This is a genomic window from Actinopolymorpha sp. NPDC004070, assembly GCF_040610475.1.
In the GTDB taxonomy this organism is placed as follows: domain Bacteria; phylum Actinomycetota; class Actinomycetes; order Propionibacteriales; family Actinopolymorphaceae; genus Actinopolymorpha.
In genome coordinates this window covers 107,141-124,836 of record NZ_JBEXMJ010000017.1, presented here as the reverse complement: position 1 = coordinate 124,836, position 17,696 = coordinate 107,141, and the positions used below count along the sequence as shown (strand labels likewise).

15 protein-coding genes are annotated in these 17,696 nt (G+C 71.1%); 8 read left to right on the top strand and 7 right to left on the bottom strand.

Going from position 1 to position 17,696, the window contains the following annotated elements; translation table 11 throughout:
* Positions 1–89 precede the first annotated feature (89 nt).
* From ABZV93_RS26275 to ABZV93_RS26250, 6 genes are all read right to left on the bottom strand, one after another.
* Entirely contained in the window at positions 90–1,124 is a 1,035-nt protein-coding gene (locus ABZV93_RS26275; protein WP_354941101.1) for a hypothetical protein, read from the bottom strand.
* 279 nt (positions 1,125–1,403) lie between these two features.
* A complete protein-coding gene (pth, locus tag ABZV93_RS26270) occupies positions 1,404–1,988 on the bottom strand; it encodes an aminoacyl-tRNA hydrolase (protein WP_354941098.1) in 585 nt (194 codons plus the stop codon).
* Between the two features lie 57 nt (positions 1,989–2,045).
* Complete coding sequence (locus ABZV93_RS26265) at positions 2,046–2,711, bottom strand: 50S ribosomal protein L25/general stress protein Ctc (RefSeq protein WP_354941095.1); 666 nt, start codon at positions 2,709–2,711, stop codon at positions 2,046–2,048.
* A gap of 194 nt (positions 2,712–2,905) precedes the next feature.
* A complete protein-coding gene (locus tag ABZV93_RS26260) occupies positions 2,906–3,877 on the bottom strand; it encodes a ribose-phosphate diphosphokinase (protein ID WP_354941113.1) in 972 nt (323 codons plus the stop codon).
* A gap of 5 nt (positions 3,878–3,882) precedes the next feature.
* The gene (glmU, locus tag ABZV93_RS26255) at positions 3,883–5,433 is read right to left on the bottom strand and encodes a bifunctional UDP-N-acetylglucosamine diphosphorylase/glucosamine-1-phosphate N-acetyltransferase GlmU (RefSeq protein WP_354941092.1); all 1,551 of its coding nucleotides are present in this window, start codon (positions 5,431–5,433) and stop codon (positions 3,883–3,885) included.
* A gap of 391 nt (positions 5,434–5,824) precedes the next feature.
* The gene (locus ABZV93_RS26250) at positions 5,825–6,859 is read right to left on the bottom strand and encodes a helix-turn-helix domain-containing protein (RefSeq protein WP_354941089.1); all 1,035 of its coding nucleotides are present in this window, start codon (positions 6,857–6,859) and stop codon (positions 5,825–5,827) included.
* Positions 6,860–6,968: 109 nt separating this feature from the next.
* Here ABZV93_RS26250 and ABZV93_RS26245 point away from each other — a divergent pair, with 109 nt between their 5' ends.
* From ABZV93_RS26245 to ABZV93_RS26210, 8 genes are all read left to right on the top strand, one after another.
* Positions 6,969–7,997, top strand: a complete 1,029-nt coding sequence (locus ABZV93_RS26245) for a phytanoyl-CoA dioxygenase family protein (protein WP_354941086.1) — start codon at positions 6,969–6,971, stop codon at positions 7,995–7,997.
* Between the two features lie 54 nt (positions 7,998–8,051).
* Positions 8,052–8,843 (top strand): sugar phosphate isomerase/epimerase, encoded by a 792-nt coding sequence (locus tag ABZV93_RS26240; RefSeq protein WP_354941083.1) that lies wholly within the window; start codon positions 8,052–8,054, stop codon positions 8,841–8,843.
* Positions 8,844–8,890: 47 nt separating this feature from the next.
* Positions 8,891–9,877 (top strand): Gfo/Idh/MocA family oxidoreductase, encoded by a 987-nt coding sequence (locus tag ABZV93_RS26235; RefSeq protein WP_354941080.1) that lies wholly within the window; start codon positions 8,891–8,893, stop codon positions 9,875–9,877.
* A complete protein-coding gene (locus ABZV93_RS26230; protein WP_354941077.1) occupies positions 9,874–11,313 on the top strand; it encodes a sulfatase in 1,440 nt (479 codons plus the stop codon). The genes ABZV93_RS26235 and ABZV93_RS26230 overlap by 4 nt, the downstream gene beginning before the upstream one ends.
* A 32-nt stretch (positions 11,314–11,345) precedes the next feature.
* On the top strand, positions 11,346–12,776 hold the full coding sequence (locus ABZV93_RS26225; protein ID WP_354941074.1) for a sulfatase: 1,431 nt from the start codon (positions 11,346–11,348) through the stop codon (positions 12,774–12,776).
* 53 nt (positions 12,777–12,829) lie between these two features.
* A complete protein-coding gene (locus ABZV93_RS26220; RefSeq protein WP_354941071.1) occupies positions 12,830–13,459 on the top strand; it encodes an MBL fold metallo-hydrolase in 630 nt (209 codons plus the stop codon).
* 59 nt (positions 13,460–13,518) lie between these two features.
* Positions 13,519–13,713: a hypothetical protein gene (locus ABZV93_RS26215; protein ID WP_354941068.1), complete on the top strand. Its 195-nt coding sequence runs from the start codon at positions 13,519–13,521 to the stop codon at positions 13,711–13,713.
* Positions 13,714–13,871: 158 nt separating this feature from the next.
* On the top strand, positions 13,872–14,744 hold the full coding sequence (locus tag ABZV93_RS26210) for an alpha/beta hydrolase (protein ID WP_354941065.1): 873 nt from the start codon (positions 13,872–13,874) through the stop codon (positions 14,742–14,744).
* Between the two features lie 35 nt (positions 14,745–14,779).
* On the opposite strand, the gene ABZV93_RS26205 is transcribed toward ABZV93_RS26210, so the two are convergent.
* A complete protein-coding gene (locus tag ABZV93_RS26205; protein ID WP_354941062.1) occupies positions 14,780–17,563 on the bottom strand; it encodes a LuxR C-terminal-related transcriptional regulator in 2,784 nt (927 codons plus the stop codon).
* Positions 17,564–17,696: the final 133 nt, after the last annotated feature.

The window sequence follows — 17,696 nt, the reverse complement described above, 5'->3', positions numbered from 1 at the left end:
ACTGAAGAGTGCTCACCCGACGGCGGCTCGGCGACCAGCCTCACGCCCAACAGCCCTAGCCTTGGGCGCGAAACGCCGGTCGAACCCCATTAGGGGTTGAAGTACGGCATCAGCCCCGTGGTGCGATACGCCTGCAACGACGCCGTCGTGGAGTCGATACGGGTCGCTCCGACCGTGCGGTCCGCCGCGGCGTTCCAGTACACCATCGCCTTCACCGCCGGCCAGTTCTTTGCCTGCGATCCCAGCGCTTTGAAGAAATCCGGTTTACCGGCCGGATTACCCGGCTGTTCCCCCACTCCCCATTCGGCGAGCATCAACGGCTTTCCGGGTGCGAACTGTGTCGCCCAGGTGTAGAAGCCGGGCCACTTCGGGTACTCGGGGAATTTCCGATTGAAGAGATCGGAAACGGGACCCCAGTATGAGCCGCTACCGAAGATGTAGGGGTCGTAGGCGATCCAGTCGACCACGTCGTTGCCGGGGTACAGGCTTTCGAACCACGGCTGGCTTCCCCACTTCGGCAACCCGATGTAGTCCATCACCGTGACGATCTGGGTAGCACCATTCGCACGCAGCCGCTGCACGACGTGCCGGTACATCGCACGGTAGTCCTGTGCGGTGTAACCGGATCCCGTCGTCGGGACGACCTCTTCCTCCGGCTCATGGTGGATCGTGAGGAAGAACGGCTTGTTGAAGTTGGCCTTGATGTACGCGGCCAGCGCGTCCAGCCTGGCGTCCTGCGCACCCGCTGCCACCTGTGCCCAGGTCTTCCCGCCCTCGGGCTTGTAGTTGATCAGCAGCAGGCGTTCCTTGCCCGGCTGGTTCGCCCGGGCTATCTCCGACGACGTCGGGAACAACTGCCCGGACGAGTGGTAGTAGTGCGCGATGTTCACCGGCCGCTGGATCTGGGTCTCGAAATTCGTCAGCGCCGTGTCCCAGCTTTCTCCGGCAAGAGGATTGGCGGCAACCCCCCACCACGCACCACATTTCGGCGTGAGCTTTGTACCCACACCGCAGGTGCTCTTGACGACACCGCCCCCTGGTGCCGGCTTCTGGCCCGGTTGACACGCGGCCCCAGCAATCAGCACGACCGCGAGTAATACTGCGAGAAAAAGTTTTCGAAACACGGTGGCCCCTCCCGTCTGGCCAATTCATTCACCATAGGCAGGGGTCGTTGTCGGCCTCAGCCAAACGAAGCTGTGTGTCCGACAAAAATGGGTTCCCAGTGGGCCGGAGGGTAAACATGAAAATGCCGGCTCCACGCACCCCCCGGGCGCGAAGCCGGCACCTACGTACCCACCGACTCCCCGAGGGCGGAGAAAGTTGCATGCGAGATCGAACCGTGATCTGAACGTCGTCGTCAACCCTCGCGGGGGTCGACGAAGCGCGTCCCGCAGGCGAGAAGGTCAGCCGTGCCAGGTGTTCTGCGCACGGTCGAGTCCCTCGGCCACCAGCGCCTCGACCGCGTCGGCGGCGTTGTCGACGAACAGCGGGACTTCCTTGCGCTCGGCCGCGGAGAAGCCGGACAGCACGAAGTCCGCCGGGTCCTGGCGCCCCGGTGGGCGGCCGATGCCGCACCGCACGCGATGGAAGTCGCCGGTGCCGAGAGAGCGGCGGATCGACCGGAGACCGTTGTGGCCGTTGTCGCCGCCGCCGAGCTTGAGCCGCAGCGCGCCGAAGGGGATGTCGAGCTCGTCGTGGACGGCCACCACGCGCTCAGGCGGAACCTTGTAGAAGGTGGCCAGGCTCGCCACCGGGCCGCCTGTCTCGTTCATGTAGGAGCGGGGCCGGGCCAGCACGACGCGTACGCCGGGAACGCCGCCGAGGCGCCCTTCGAGGACGTCGGCGCGGCCACGTGGATGCGGCCTCATCTTCCCGCCCACCCGGGTGGCCAGCAGGTCGACGACCTGCTGGCCGATGTTGTGCCGGTGGGCGGCGTACGTGGGCCCGGGGTTGCCCAGGCCCACGACCAGCCATGGACTACCGGACATGCTGTCGGACATGGAGGGTTACGCAGGTGTGTAGGTAGGGGCCGGCGTACGGCTCGACTACTCCTGCTCCTCGGTGGGCTCCTCGCCGGCGCCTTCCTCGGTGGCCTCGGGCTCGGCGGCCGCCTCGGCACCCTCGCCACCGACCTCGGCCTCGGCCTCGGCCAGCTCGCCCTCGACCTGCTCGGCGGTCGGAGCGGCGGTGATGTTGACGACCAGCGCCTCCGGGTCCAGCTGCAGGGTCACGCCGCGCGGCAGCGGGATGTCCTTGGCCAGGATCTGCGTACCGATCTCCGAGCCCTCGATGGAGACCTCGATGCCGGGGGGGATGTGCGTGGCCTCGGCCTCGACGGACAGCGTGGTGTGCTCGCTGGAGACCAGCGTGCCGGGTGCGGCCTCACCGGTCAGCGTCAGCGGCACCTCCACGGTGACCTTCTCGCCGCGGCGGACGATCAGCAGGTCGACGTGCTCGAGGAAGCCCTTGATCGGGTCGCGCTGGACCTGCTTGGGAATCGCGAGCTCGCTGCGCTCACCCAGGTCGACGTCGAAGAGGGCGTTGGCGGTCTTGAGCGCGAGCATCAGCTCGTGACCCGGCAGCTTGATGTGCACCGGAGCGCTGCCGTGGCCGTACAGGACGGCGGGGACGAGACCCGCGCGTCGGATCCGTCGTGCCGCACCCTTACCGAACTCGGTGCGGGACTCGGCCTTGATCTTGACCTCGGACACGGAAACTACTCCTCAAGAACGTGCGACGTCGGCTGCGGTCGATGGCTGCTCGGCGGCGCACAAGTCCGCAACCGCGTCGATCACGGAGCCGGTTACGGGCGTCCCTCGCCGAGGCAACCGGGAAAGAATACCTGCCGGTCTGTCAGGCGATGCGCAGGGGTCCGCCGAGTCGCGGATGAGAAACCTGCAGGTGATCAGCTTGCGCCGTTGAACAGGCTGGTCACCGAACCGTCTTCGAACACCTCGCGGATCGCGCGGGCGATCATCGGGGCGATGGACAGCACGGTCAAGGTGTCGAAGCGGTGCTCCTGCGGAATCGGCAGCGTGTTGGTGACCACGACCTCGCGGATGCGGGAATTCTTCAGCCGGTCGACGGCGGGGTCGGAGAGCACACCGTGCGTCGCGGCCACGATCACGTCGGTGGCCCCCGCGTCGACCAGCGCCTCGGCGGCCTTCACCACGGTGCCGCCGGTGTCGATCATGTCGTCGACCACCACGGCCGTACGGCCCTCGACCTCACCCACCACGCGGTTGGCCACCACGGAGTTGGGGACGTTGACGTCGCGGGTCTTGTGGATGAACGCCAGTGGGCAGCCACCGAGCCGGTCGGCCCACTGCTCGGCGACGCGCACCCGGCCGGAGTCGGGCGCGACGACGGTGACCCGGGAGGTGTCCACGCGGGTCTCGATGTAGCTCGCCAGCACAGGCAGGGCGAACAGGTGGTCGACCGGTCCGTCGAAGAAGCCCTGCGTCTGCGCGGTGTGCAGGTCGACCGCCATCAGCCGGTCCGCACCCGCGGTGCTGAGCAGGTCGGCCATCAGGCGGGCCGAGATCGGCTCCCGGCCGCGGTGCTTCTTGTCCTGCCGGGCGTACCCGTAGAACGGCGTCACCACGGTGATCCGTTTGGCAGAGGCCCGCTTCAGCGCGTCGACCATGATCAGCTGTTCCATGATCCACTCGTTGATCGGAGCCGGGTGGCTCTGGATCACGAAGGCGTCGCAACCGCGGACGGACTCCTCGAACCGGACGTACGTCTCACCGTTGGCGAAGTTGTACGAGGTGGTCGGCACGAGGTCGACCTCGAGGAGTTCGGCGACCTCGTCGGCCAGCCCGGGATGAGCCCGACCCGAGAAGAGCATGAGGTTCTTCTGGGTGGTGAGTTTCATCCCGGTCACTGCTCACTCCTCTTCGGCGCGTCATCGACATCGCCAGTGTCTCTCGTCCCGTTCGCCCGTGGTGCACGGGTCTCCCCCGTCCTCTCCCGCCCGGACGGTGTATCGGACCCCGTGGCCTCCGCCGACTGGGCGGCCTCGGCCGCCTCGGCCGTGCGGGTGCCGGCACGCTTGCGGGCGACCCAGCCGCCGATGTTGCGTTGCTGGCCCCGGGCGACCGCCAGCTCGCCGGGCCCGACGTCCTTGACCACCGTGGACCCGGCGGCGACGTAGGCACCGTCACCGATCTGCCGGGGTGCGACCAGCACGGAGTCGCTGCCCACGAAGGAGTGCCGCCCGACGTCGGTGTGGTGTTTGTGCACTCCGTCGTAGTTGGCGAAGATCGTCCCGGCGCCGATGTTGGTGCCCTCACCGATGGTGGCGTCGCCGACGTAGGTGAGGTGCGGCACCTTGGCGCCCGGCCCGATCTCGGCGTTCTTCGTCTCCACGAAGGTCCCGATCTTGCCGGACTCGCCCAGGTCGGTGCCGGGCCGCAGGTAGGCGTACGGGCCCACACTGGCGCCGGCGCGGACGACCGCGCGCTCGCCGTGGGTGCGGACAACCCTGGCGTCCGGGCCGACGGTGACGTCGGTCAGCGTGGTGTCCGGGCCGACCTCGGCGCCGGACGCGACGCTGGTCGCGCCCCGGAGCTGGGTCTGGGGGTGCAGCGTGACGTCGGGTTCGAGGCGTACGGTCTCCTCCACCCAGGTGGTGGCGGGGTCGAGGACCGTGACGCCCGCCCGCATCCACTCGGTGAGGATCCGGTCGTTGAGCACCCGGCCGAGCTGGGCGAGCTGCACCCGGTCGTTGACGCCGAGGATCTCCGCCTCGTCCTCGGCGACGAACGCGCCCACCCGGTGCCCGTCACCGGAAAGGATCGCGAGGACGTCGGTGAGGTACTCCTCACCCTGGCTGTTGTCGGCGTCGAGCCGGCCGAGCGCGTCGGCCAGCCGGGCGGCGTCGAAGGCGAACATCCCGGAGTTGATCTCGGCGATCGCCTGCTGGGCAGGGGTGGCGTCGCGGTGTTCGACGATGCCGCGTACGGCGCCGTCGGGTCCGCGCACGATCCGGCCGTAGCCGGTGGGGTCGGCGACCTGCGCGGTCAGCACGGTCGCGGCGGATCCCTGCTCCTCGTGGGTGGCGAGCAGGGCACGCAGGGTCCCGGGGCGCAGCAACGGGACGTCGCCGTTGGTCACCACGACGGTGCCGCGCAGCGGGGGAAGGGCCTCCAGGGCGGTGCGGACGGCGTGACCGGTGCCGCGTTGTTCGGCCTGGACGACCGGCTGGGCGCCCGGGTCGAGGGTCTCCAGGTGGGCGGCGACCTCTTCGCGGGCGTGCCCGACGACCACGACGAGGTGCTCGGGCTCCAGCGAGCGGCCGGCACCGGCCGCGTGCGCGAGCAGGGTGCGGCCACCGAGCTGGTGGAGCATCTTGGGAGTCCGGGACTTCATCCGCTTGCCCTCGCCGGCGGCGAGCACGATGACGGCGGCCGGCTTCACAGACGCGATCACTGGGGTACTCCTCAGGCGTCGCGGGCAGGTTCGGGGCGAGCATATCCGTGACCGCCCGGCCAGGTGGCCGGGCCCGGTCAACGGGTCGAGAGTTCGGACTCCCGGCCAGGTGGCCGGGCCCGGTCAACGGGTCGAGAGTTCGGACGCGGACGGTTGGCGGCACGACACGCTCGGATCACGTTCGTCCGAACCAACGCCGCGTCGTACGGCGCGGCCGCGCTGGTCGGCGGCCGGATGGGCGATCCCCTCGGCGGAAACGGATCTATCAGTACGACCTGCTCTTCTCCGTGTTCGGCGGGCTGTGGGTGATCTTCTCCCAGAACGCCGGCCGGCTCGTGCGGGCTAAGCTCGGCCACGATGGCCAGCGTGCCGAAGGCCTACCGGACGTACGTCAGAGCAGGCGCTCGCGGCGGCGCCATGAGGTGGGCGGGCGGCCGGTGCGGTCGCGGAAGATCCGGGAGAAGTAGTTCGCGTCGGCGAACCCGCACCGCCGGGCAACCTGCGCCACCGTCAGCGGCGTGGTGCGCAGCAGTCCGCGGGCACGCTCGATCCGCTGGTCGAGCACCCATCCCATCGGCGACCGGTGCAGGTAGGTGTCGAACCTCCGGCTCAACGTCGCGCCGCTGCAGCCGGCGACCTCGGCCAGCCCGGCCACGGTGAGCCGGTCGGCCAGATGGTGTTCGACGTACGCCAGGACGCGACGCACCTCGTCCGGCACCACGCAGGTGGCGGGCCGGCCTCCGAACCCGGCCGGTCCCGCGTACCCCGCCTGGTCGCCGGTGCGGGCGGCGAGCTGGCACGCAAGCCCGGTGAGCTCGTCGACCATCATCGTTCCGAGCGCCCGGATCGACGCCTCCGACGGCGTACCCCGTCGCCACACCTCCACCGCGTACGCACTCAGCTGGGCCAGCCCGGGTGCCGCGTCGGCGGTCGTGGCCACCACCTGCGTGCCCAGGTCCGGTTCGCCGTCGCGCCGCCACCGGCAGCCGGCGTACCGGTGGTTCGCGTCGTGCGGGACCGTCGGCTCCAGCGGGAAACCCTCCTCGTGCCGGGGCACGAGGTGCACACCGACCAGCAGGAACGGATCGACCTCCGCCGCCGTGTAGTGGATCCGGTGGCCCCACGGGAGGACGAGCAGGACGCCCGGCTCCAGCGAGCAGCGCACACCGTTGACCCGCGCCTCGCCGCGGCCGGCTCGGCACCAGGTCACCATCCGCGACTCCACCCGGGGAAAGCCGAAACGTTCACCGGGGCCGAACTGCACGGCGTTGGCCTGCAGCAGTGCCGGGAAAGGAGCCGGCGCCACCGACGTGAGCGGTGCCGGGACGAAGGGCTGAACCAGCGGCTTCGGAGCCCGTGCCGGTTCGGTCGCCGCGGTGGTTCCCGAAGCTGCCCGCGGCGCCACGTCCGGCAACGGACCTGTCATGCGTGGATCCTCCAGTCTTCGACAGCCCAGACCATGTCGTGCGGCCCCGGGTCCGTGGTGGGCTGGTCACATCGGCCGATCGGGAGCGAACGCGCACTCGGGAGCGACCATGACCACACCGCCGAGCACATCTCGGGCCACACCTCCGACCACACCGCCGAAGACACCGCAGGTCACACCTTCGGCCACACCGGCCACGGCGGTACGCACCGCGGACTTCCTCGACTCCTCCGCCCTCCTCGGCGATCCCGCCGCGCTGCGGGCCCGCGCGGACGAGCACGGCTATCTGTTCTTCCGCGGGCTGCTGCCGGTCGACGACGTGCTCGACCTGCGCCGGCGGTTTCTGCAGATTGTCCGCCGGTACGGCTGGCTGGTCGACGGAACGCCGGTCTCGGACGGCATCGCCGACGTCGCGGCGTTCGACCGGGTGCCGCGCGAGGAGACGGCGTTCTGCGGCGTGGGCATCACCCGGGCCGCCTACGCCGACGTCCAGCGGGTACGGCAGTTCCACGAACTCGCCCACCATCCCCGGCTGCTCGCGGTCTACCGGGACCTGTTCGGGGCGGACGTACTCCCCCATCCGCGCAACATCGCCCGCGTCGTGATCCCGGGCGGCGGCACCCGGCCGACGCCACCTCACCAGGACTTCATCCACATCCAGGGAACGCCGCGGGTGTGGACCGCGTGGTTCCCGCTCGGCGACTGCCCGCGCGAGCTCGGCGGCCTGTCCGTGCTGGACGGCTCGCACCGCGAGGGCCTGATGTCCTACCACGCCGCCGAGGGCGCCGGTGGCCTCGAGGCGTACCTGTGCGACCTCGACCTGGCATGGGCGCAGGGCGACTTCACCGCCGGCGACGTACTGACCTTCTCCAGCCACACCGTCCACCGGGCGTTGCCGCACGCGGCCGGCGACCGGGTGCGGCTGTCCTGCGACTACCGCTACCAACCGGCTGCCGACCCGCTGCACGAGGGATCGCTGCGGGTGCACTGCGACGTGCTCGACTGGGAAGAGGTGTACGCGGAGTGGCCGGACCCGCAGGACCCACGGGACGACGTCCGATGGTACTGGCGCGACCTGGACCTGCGGCGCAGCGAGTGGGACGAGTCGATCCGCTGGCAGAAGGACCGGATCTGCTGAGGACTTGTTGAGGACCTGCTTGACCAAGACACGACGACAAGAAGAAGGTGACCTGTGAAGCTCGGATGCAACACGGTGCTGTTCGCCGGATTCGACGTGCAGGAGGCGCTCGACCAGATCGCCTTCGCCGGTTACGAGTACGTCGAGCTCGCCGCGATCAAGGGCATGTGCGAGCACCTCTCCGTCGACCAGGGCACCCGCGGCGCGGAGGAGGTCGGGAAGCGAGTCGAGGCGGCCGGGCTCATCGCCACCGCCGTCGAGGCCGCCACCACCGACCCCGAACGCCTGGCCCGGGTCTGCGAGCTCGCAGCCGCCATCGGCATCGACATCGTCAACGTCGGGTCGGGCGGGAAGTCAGGCGACGAGGAGTCCACCAAGGAGGCGATCGCGAACGTCGTCCGGCTGGCCGACGTCGCCCGCGACCACGGCTGCCGGCTCGCGGTGAAGCCACACGTGGGGCAGGCCATCTTCGACGCGGCGACCGCGCTGCGGCTCACCGCCGAGGTGGACCACCCGGCGCTGGGGCTGAACTTCGACCCGAGCCACCTCTACCGCGCCGACGAGGACCCCGACGACGTCGCCCGCCAGTGGGGTCCGCGGATCATCACCAGCCACTTCCGCGACTGCGCCTCCCGCGAACGCCAGGTCGGCCCGCCGCCCACCCAGGTGCCCGGCCGCGGCACCGTCGACATCCCGGCGACGCTGCGCGCGCTGAAGGACGTGGGGTACGCCGGACCGCTCAACCTCGAGGTGATCGGCGCCGCGTCGTACACCCTGCCGCAGGCCACCTCGATCGCGGCCGAGACCCGCGGCTACCTCAACCGCTGCCTGCAGGAGCTCGGCTGACCCGGCCGGACCCGACTCCGCTCGTACCCCCTCGACAAAGGAGCACCATGTTGCGTGTCGCAGTCGTCGGCCTGGGCAACATCGGCAAGACGCACTCCCGCTACTACTCGGAGAACCCCGACGCCGAGCTGGTCGCCCTGTGCGACATCGACGCCGGCCGGGTCGACCCGGTGGCCAAGACGTACGGCGTACCGGCATATCACGACCTCGGTGAGATGCTCGCCGCCGAACGCCCGGACGCGGTGAGCATCGCCACCGCCGGACCGGAGAACGGCGGCCACCATTACGAGCCGACGATGCAGGCGATCGAGGCCGGTGTGCACGTGCTGGTGGAGAAGCCGATCTCCAACAACATCGAGCACGCCCGGGAGATGGTACGGGCGGCGAAGGAGCGTGGCGTCCTCATGGGCGTCAACCTCAACCACCGGTTCACCCCGGCGGCAGAGCGCGCCAAGAAGCTGCAGGAGGACGGCACGCTCGGCGAGGTGCTGTTCCTGAACATGGCACTGTGGATCAACAACCCGAACGAGAGCTCGCCGTGGTTCCACCTGCGGGCACTGCACCCGCACTCGATCGACGTGATGCGCTACTTCGGCGGGCCGATCTCGAAGGTGCAGGCGTTCTGCCACAAGGGCCCGGGCCGCCAGATCTGGTCCAACGCCTCGGTCAACGTGCAGTTCGCCAGCGGCGCGGTCGGTCACCTCACCGGCAGCTACGACGCCAGCGGTCTGCACCCGATCGAGCGGTGCGAGGTCGGCGGCAGCGCCGGCCGGATGGTGATCGAGAACGTCTACCAGAAGCTGGAGTTCTTCCCGCGTACGTCGCCGGAGAAGCTGGTGGTGGAGAACTCCATCATGGGCGGGATGGGCAACTTCAACGAGACGTTCCGCAACCGGATCAACGCGTTCGTCTCGCAGGTCGCAGCCGGTGGTCCGCTGGACGCCTCCGGTGAGGACGGCCTGGCCGCGCAGGAGGTCATCGAGGCGGCGATCCGGTCGTTCGAGAACGGCACCATCGAGGAGGTGAACGGATGACGGCCGCGGAGGGCACCCCGCCCGAAGGAGCGCGCAGGCCGCCGAACATCGTCGTGATCGCGCTGGACACCCAGCGCGCGGACCACCTCGGCTGCTACGGCTACGCCCGCGACACCAGCCCGAACATCGACGCGTTCGCCTCCCAGGGCGTGGTGTTCGAACGCTGCATCGCGCCCAACATCCCGACCCACCCGAGCTTCACCACGCTGTTCTCCGGCAAGGAGGCGATCACCCACGACATCGTCAACATCGGCGGTGGCGTGCCGGTCGCCGACGGCGTACGCCTGCTGCCGGAGATCCTGCGGGACAACGGCTACGCCACGGCCGCGGTGGACAACATGGGCCGGCACTTCACCCGCGGCTACGAACGCTACGAGCAGTACCAGTGGGACCGCTCGGACCCGACGGTGCTGCGCAAGGCCGAGACGGTGACGAACCTCGCGCTGCCGGTGCTGGAGGACCTAGTCGCGGACGAGCGGCCGTTCTTCTGCTTCCTGCACTACTGGGACCCGCACACGCCCTACCTCCCGCCGCCCGGTTACGAGGACCTCTACACCGACAGCGGCCGGGACCCGTACGACCCGGACAACCACAGCATGGACGAGGCGTGGAGCTGGGAGCCGTTCAAGTGGTACTTCCACGACTGGATGCCCGGTGTCACCGACGCCCAGCACGTGATCGATCTCTACGACGGCGAGATCCGCTACATGGACGAGCACCTCGCCCGGGTCTTCGAGGCGCTCGAGCGCGTCCGCGAGGACACCATCGTGGTGATCACCGCCGACCACGGTGAGGTGCTCAACGAGCAGCTCGGCTACTTCGACCACCACGGGCTGTACGAGGGCAACGTCCACATCCCGCTGATCATCTCCTGGCCGGGAACGCTACCCGCGGGCAAACGGATACCCGGCCTGGTGCAGAACCTCGACGTCGCGCAGACGCTGCTCGACGCCGCGGGCATCCCGCAGCGGGAGCACATGGAGGGCCTCAGCCTGTTCCCCGTGCTGTCCGGCGTACGCGACGGCAACTACGACACGGTGTACCTGTCCGAGGCGACCTGGGAAGTCAAGCGGGGCTTGCGTACCGACCGGTGGAAGTTCATCCGGGCGATCGAGCCGGACCCGCACGGCCGGCCGATGGTCGAGTTGTACGACCTGCAGGCCGACCCCGGTGAGCAGAACAACCTCGCCGAGAGCGAACCCGCCGTGGTGAAGGAGCTGTCGGACCGACTGGACGCGTGGCTGTCCCGGCGGCTGGCCGAGACCGGGAAGACCCGGGACCCGGTGGCCGAGCAGGGTGCCTGCGCGTCGGCGATCGGTCAGCCGAAGCCGGAGGAGGTGGTCGGCGCCGGCGCGACGCCGTTGCGCGAACGCGTCGGCTCCGCGGGCGGCGCGGCGAACATCCCCGACCCGAGCGAACTCAACGCCGGCCGCTGAGCCCGTACAAGCGGAACGGAGCAGAACCCAACGTGCGAAGGCGTCCGCACATCGTCGTGGTGGGGATCGACACGCTGCGGCCGGACCATCTGGGGTGCTACGGCTACCGGCATCCGACGTCTCCGGGTCTGGACGCGCTCGCCGCGCGGAGCGTGGTCTTCGACGCGTTCTGCGCGGCGGGCATCCCCACCACACCCGCGTTCACCACGCTGCTCACCGGGCTGCACCCCCTCGTGCACCAGGTCGTCACCCACCCGGCGCGGCACCGGATGGGTGGGCGGATCGCCACCCTGCCGCAGCTCGCCCAGGAGGCGGGCTACCACACCGCGGCGTGCGACAACCTCGTCGTGCAGGGATCGGGCCGGGGCAGCTGGTTCGCCCGCGGGTTCGAGCAGTACTCCGGCTTCGTCTACACGCCCTTCGGCGACCAGAGCGCGCGGATCACCGACGCGGCGCTCTCGCTGGCCGCCGACGCCACCGACGCACCCGGGGACGACCCGCTGCTGCTGTTCGTGCACTACTGGGACCCGCACACGCCATACGGCCCGCGGCCGCCGTACGACACCCTCCACTACGAGCCGGGGTCCGGGCCGTTCGACCTCACCGACGTCCGGGCGCTGTCGCCGGACTACTACGACGCGTTCCTCGCCGACATGAAGCTGCGGCACCCGGACGACTACGCCTACGTCGTCGCGCAGTACGACGGGGAGATAAGCCAGGTCGACGCGCAGGTGACCCGGCTGGTCGAGGGGCTCACCGGCCTGGGCCTGTGGGACGACACGGTGTTCGTCGTCCTGTCCGACCACGGCGAGTGCTTCGGCGAGGGCGACTTCCACTTCGACCACCACGGGCTGTACGACGCGGTGACCCGCACTGTCCTGATGATGCGCGTGCCCGGCCTCGCACCGGGCAGGCGCGGCGCCCTCGTCTCACACGAGGACCTGCTGCCGACACTGTGCGATCTGGGCGACATCCCGTTGCCGGCGTACCCGCTGACCGGGACCAGCCTGCGCTCCGTGCTGACCGATCCCGCCGCACCCGGCCGCGAGCACGTGCTGACCGTGGAATCCACCCGGCAGGCGTCGGTGTCGGTGCGTACACCCGACCACAAGCTGATCCAGCCGGTCACCGCGCTCGCCGACGGCACGCCGCTGCCGGACTTCTACGGTCGCCCGCGCCGCCCGGACTCGTCGGTGTTCGACCTGCGCGCGGACCCGGGCGAGACGCGCGACCTGTCCGGGGACGGCCCGGAGTTGGCCGAACGCCTGCGTGGCCTGCTGGAGAGCGAGCGGTCCCGGCTGCTGGCGTACCACGGCGGCCCGGACCCCCTGCTCACCCAGGGACTCGGCCTGCCGTTCGACCGCTTCCTGTCACGCGTGCTCGCCCGCGCCGACGTCACAGCCGGCGCCGGGCCGCCTCGACACTGTCACCACTGTCACCACTGTCACCACCCGAGGTGTTGAACCCGATCGCGGCCCCGCCCTGCGGACGGGCGGCTCATGCCAGCATGGCCCTCATGAAGCTGACGAAGTTCGGCCACGCGTGCGTACGCCTGGAGAAGGGCGGCCGGTCGATCGTCGTCGACCCGGGGGTGATGACGCCGGAGGCCGAGGCGCTGAACCGAGCCGATGCCGTCCTCGTCACCCACGAACACCTCGACCACTTCGACGCCGACCGGCTGGCTGAGTCGGAGCTGCCCGTCTACACCTGCCCGGGCGTGGCCCGGCACCTGACGGGGCTCGGCGAACGGGTGCAGGTGGTGAACGACGGCGACCGCTTCACCGTCGCGGGGTTCGAGGTGTCGGTGGTGGGCCGCAAGCATCACGTCAGCCATCCGGACATGCCGCCGGTGGACAACGTCGGCTTCCTGGTCGACGGGGAGGTCTTCCATCCGGGCGACGCGCTGACGGTGGTGGACGTACCCACGCTGTTGCTACCGGGACAGGCGCCGTGGCTGACCGTCCCCGCCATGATCGGCTATCTGCGCGAGGTCGCGCCGCGGCGGGCGTACGCCATCCACGACGGGCTGCTCAACGAGTGGGGCCTGAGCGTGCTGGACGACGTTCTCGCCATGGAGGCCGAGCGGGCGGGCACCGAGATCCGCCGGCCGAGAGCAGGCGAGATCGTCGAACTCCACGGCCGGTGACCCGTCCGGGCGCACAATGGAGGCAGGCACCGTTCACGCGCCCCAGAGGAGGTCGGAACATGACCGACACCACCGGCCCCCGGGAACGTTTCACCGACGAGGAGCTGGCGTTCCTCCGGTACGTCCGTTTCGGTGAACTGCCCGAGCGCGTCTCGCCGACGGAGTGGGTCGAGACTGCCGAAACCGACCCGCCGGAGCCCTTCCCCAGCCGCCGCGACGACCCCCGCTACTGGGGCGGCGTCAACGCCGTCTGACCTCGGCTGATCCATCGGACCCCCATCGGACCTCCGGTCGATCACGCCCGAATCTCCCGCCGACCGACTATTTCTCCCGGGTTCTCACCGAATCCATGGTCGGACCCCGCGCGGACCGGGAAGACAAGCCTGGAGCCGCGGGCAGGGGAGGCACCATCATGACCAACTCCACGACCACGGAGCCGACAACGGGGCCGACCACGCCACCGCGCGGATCGGGCACACCGTCGGCGGCCGGCACGAGTGGCTACGTGCCGGTGAACGGCCTGGACATGTACTACGAGGTGCACGGCGAGGGCCGCCCGCTCGTGTTGCTGCACGGTGCGCTCGCCACGATCGGCACGTCGTTCGGCGCGATCCTGCCGTTGCTGGCCCGCGACCACCGGGTCGTCGCCGTCGAACAGCAGTCACACGGCCACACCGGCGACATCGAGCGCCCACTGAGCTACGAGCAGTTGGCCGACGACACCGCGGCCGTGCTGCGCCACGTGTCGGTCAGCGACGCCGACATCCTCGGCTTCGGCATGGGCAGCGGCATCGCCGTCTGCCTCGCCATCCGCCACCCCGAGCTCGCCCGCAAACTGGTCCTCGCCACCCCTGCCTACGACCGGGACGGCTTCCACCCCGGCGTGGTGGAGGACATGGCCGCGCTCTCCCCCGAACACCTCGCGGGCAGCCCGTTGAAGGAGGACTACCTGCGCACCGCGCCCCGTCCGCAGGACTGGCCGGTGCTGATCGAACGCGTCAAGCGGCTCAACCTGGAGTTCGTCGGCTGGCCGGAGGAAGCGGTGGCGGCCATCAAGGCGCCGGCGCTGATCGTCGTGGGCGACTCCGACGTCGTACGTCCCGAGCACGCGCTGTCGATGTTCCGGCTGCTCGGCGGCGGGGTGGCCGGTGACGTCGCCGGGCTGCCCAACTCCCAGCTCGCCGTCCTTCCGGGCACCGGCCATCTCGCGCTGATGGAGCGCGCCGAGTGGCTGACGAGCATGGTCCATGCGTTCCTGGCGGCGCCCGTCCGTGCGAAGGTCTGACCGACCGCGCCGCGTCGATCAGGTCGCCGCGTCGATCAGGTGGCAGCGATCAGCTCGCGGGTCGACCTGAGTTCGTACGCGGCGCCGATGCGCTCCCATCCGGCGGCCGACTCGGCGAGCAGGGCGGCGTCCCCGAAGGCTCGCCCCCGCGCACGGGCCAGACACGCCGCCGCCCACTCGTTCTGCCCCGCCCAGATCGCCGCCTCGGCCAGCCGGCCGGCTGCGTCCGGCAGCTCCGCCACCACCGCCAGCTCCGCGCCGGCCGCATGGGCGTACGCCTCGTGCCGGCTCAGCGGATAGTCGGCGAACGCCCGCAGGACCACCTCCGCCGCGTCGGCCAGGCGTCCGGTGTGCACCGCCACCCGCGCGTCGACGAAGGCGGCGAACGACGCGACGCCGGGTGCCTCGTTCAGGCCGGCCGGGTCGGCCGCCCCGCTGACCTGCCGCGCCCGCATCCGCCAGTCCGCGAACCCGTCCTCGTCACCACGCAGGCCGTGGACGAGGGCCACCGAGAGAACGGCCGGCGCCAGCGCCGTCGCCACCGGCCGCCCCGCGCGCAACCAGCCCTCCCACATGTCCTCGGCGTGGTCGAGCACCTCCTCGAACGCGCCACCCAACGCCAGCACGGTGACCAGCTTTCCGGCGGAGGCGTACGGGTGGTGGCCGACGAGTTCGTCGGCATGCAACCGGACCGCCGCGGGTCGGGCCGCGGGCAGGTCGCCGGCCGCGACGGCGTACGTCACCGCCATGTGCAGCGCGTCGGCGATCTCCGCGCCCGCCGCCGGGTCGTCCCGTGCCATCGCGGCCACCAGCGGGAGCCGCTCCCCCGACACGAGGTGTGCCTCGCGCAGCCTGCCGGCCCGGACGGCCGCCGCGCTCACCGCGTCCAGGCAGGCGCTGATCAGGACCGGATCGCCGGCGACGCGGGCCGCTCCCACAGCGAGCCGCGCCGTCTCGGAGTCGGGCGCCCGCCAGGTGTATCCACCCGCCCACGCGGCCGCGGCCGCCAGCGCGGCCGCCGTCACCGCGTCGCCGGGGTCGGCGCAGGCGCGCGCGTCCGCCAGCATCCGGGCCAGGCGCTCGCGGGGAACCGCCGTCGGGTCGGCGTTGAACCGGCAGGCCGCCTCCACGGCCCTGGCCAGCAGCCTCGCCCGGGTCTCCGGCTCGCCCGCCTCACCCGCCCGGTCCGCGGCGGCGACGAGCAGGTCGAACGCCTCGGTGCCAGGGTTGAGGCCGGCCAGCGTGGTCTCGGCCGCGCTGCGCAGGTCGTGGGCGGCCGCACCCGGTGCGGGAGCGAGGTCGGCCGCCTGCCGGAAGTGCAGAGTGGCCTCGCTGACGAACCTGCGGGCGTAACTGAGCGCGGCAAGCGACCGGGCCAGCCGGTGGGCGCCTCTGCCTGCCCGCGCGGCCGTGGACGCACGCGACCGGTCCGCCCAGGCGTGCGACACGGCGGCCCGCAGATCGTCGACCACCAGGTCGAAGTCGTCCCGCCACGACCCGGCCGCGACCCGGCGCCGGTCCAGCTCGGCGGCGGTGCCGGCCGCCCACTCCAGGTGCCGGGCGCGCACGTCGTTCAGCTCTCCGCTAGCCCGGAGTTCGTCCTCGGCAAACGTTCGGACCGTCTCCAGCAGTCGCCAGCTGCCCCGAGCACCGCGCTGCCGTACGACCATGCTCTTCTCCACCAGCCGGCCGAGCAGGTCGGCCGCCGCGCTCGCTTCGCCCCCGGGAAGCATCGCCGCCGCCGCGGCCAGGTCGAACGGCCCGGCGAACACCGCCAGCCGCCGGAACAACCCGCGCTCCTCATGGTCCAGGAGCCCGTAGCTCCAGCTGATCACGTCGCGAAGCGAGCGGTGGCGTACGTGAGCACCCCGGCCGCCGGAGACCAGCCGGAGCGCGTCGTCCAGACCGGCCCGAAGCCCCTCGCCACCCAGCGCAGGCAGCCGGGCCGCGGCCAACTCAATGGCCAGCGGCATCCCGTCCAGCCGCCGGCACACCTCTCCCACGACGGCGGCGTCCAGCACGACATCGGGATCGACCGCGGCCGCGCGCACCCGGAACAGCTCCTCCGCGTGTGACCCGAGCGGCAGTGGAGCCACCGGCAGGACCCGCTCCCCGGGCACGGCCAGGCGTTCCCTGCTCGTGGCGAGGATGGTCAGTCCGGGGCAGCCGGACAGCATCCGGTCGGCGAACGCGGCGACGGCGTCCACCAGGTGCTCACAGTTGTCCAGCACCAGGAGCGAGCGCCCCGCCCCGAAGCGGTGGACGATCCCCTCGGCCAGGGTCTGCCGGCCCGACTCGGTGACGCCGAGGGCCGCCGCGACGGCCTGGGTGACGAACTCCGCTCCCGCGGGCACCAGGTCGACGAAGGCACCGCCGGACGGGAACGCCGGACCCGCCACCCACGCCGCGCTCGCCGCCAAGCGGGTCTTGCCGACCCCGCCCGGGCCGAGCAGTGTCACCAGGCGCTCGGTCCGCAGGGCGGCCAGGATCGCGTCCCGTTCGCTCACTCGGCCGATGAAGGGAGTTCGGGGTACGGGCAGGCCGAGGATCTGGGCAGGGGACGACCCGGCGGCTGCGGCGGAGGCGAGACCGTCGATGCGGTCGGTGCCGTCCTCCGCCGGGCCGGCGATCGCGGCCAGGGCCGCCCGGTCGGGTACGGCGTACTTGCGCAGCAGGGAGGACACGTGGCTTTCCACGGTGCGGACCGAGATGTGCAGCCGGCCGGCGATCGCGGCGTTGGACAGGCGGGCGCGCAGCAGGCCGAGCACCTCGGCCTCCCGCTCCGAGACCGAGGCCGCGCCGGTCGTCGCCTCCCCCACGAGTGCACCGTATCCGCCGGTCGGCCCGTGGCGGCCACGTGGTGAATCCGTGGCGAGTCCGTGGTGGATCCGTACTGACCACGGATGCCCGGGCCACGCCGGCCGGCCGACGATGGTGCCCGGTCGGCCGCGG

Excerpts from the sequence above, each read along its gene's own strand:
- pth (WP_354941098.1), bottom strand. The coding sequence starts at position 1,988 with ATGTCCGGTAGTCCATGGCTGGTCGTGGGCCTGGGCAACCCCGGGCCC.
- ABZV93_RS26260 (WP_354941113.1), bottom strand. The coding sequence starts at position 3,877 with ATGAAACTCACCACCCAGAAGAACCTCATGCTCTTCTCGGGTCGGGCT.
- ABZV93_RS26250 (WP_354941089.1), bottom strand. The coding sequence starts at position 6,859 with ATGACAGGTCCGTTGCCGGACGTGGCGCCGCGGGCAGCTTCGGGAACC.
- ABZV93_RS26245 (WP_354941086.1), top strand. The coding sequence starts at position 6,969 with ATGACCACACCGCCGAGCACATCTCGGGCCACACCTCCGACCACACCG.
- ABZV93_RS26235 (WP_354941080.1), top strand. The coding sequence starts at position 8,891 with ATGTTGCGTGTCGCAGTCGTCGGCCTGGGCAACATCGGCAAGACGCAC.
- ABZV93_RS26230 (WP_354941077.1), top strand. The coding sequence starts at position 9,874 with ATGACGGCCGCGGAGGGCACCCCGCCCGAAGGAGCGCGCAGGCCGCCG.
- ABZV93_RS26220 (WP_354941071.1), top strand. The coding sequence starts at position 12,830 with ATGAAGCTGACGAAGTTCGGCCACGCGTGCGTACGCCTGGAGAAGGGC.
- ABZV93_RS26215 (WP_354941068.1), top strand. The coding sequence starts at position 13,519 with ATGACCGACACCACCGGCCCCCGGGAACGTTTCACCGACGAGGAGCTG.
- ABZV93_RS26210 (WP_354941065.1), top strand. The coding sequence starts at position 13,872 with ATGACCAACTCCACGACCACGGAGCCGACAACGGGGCCGACCACGCCA.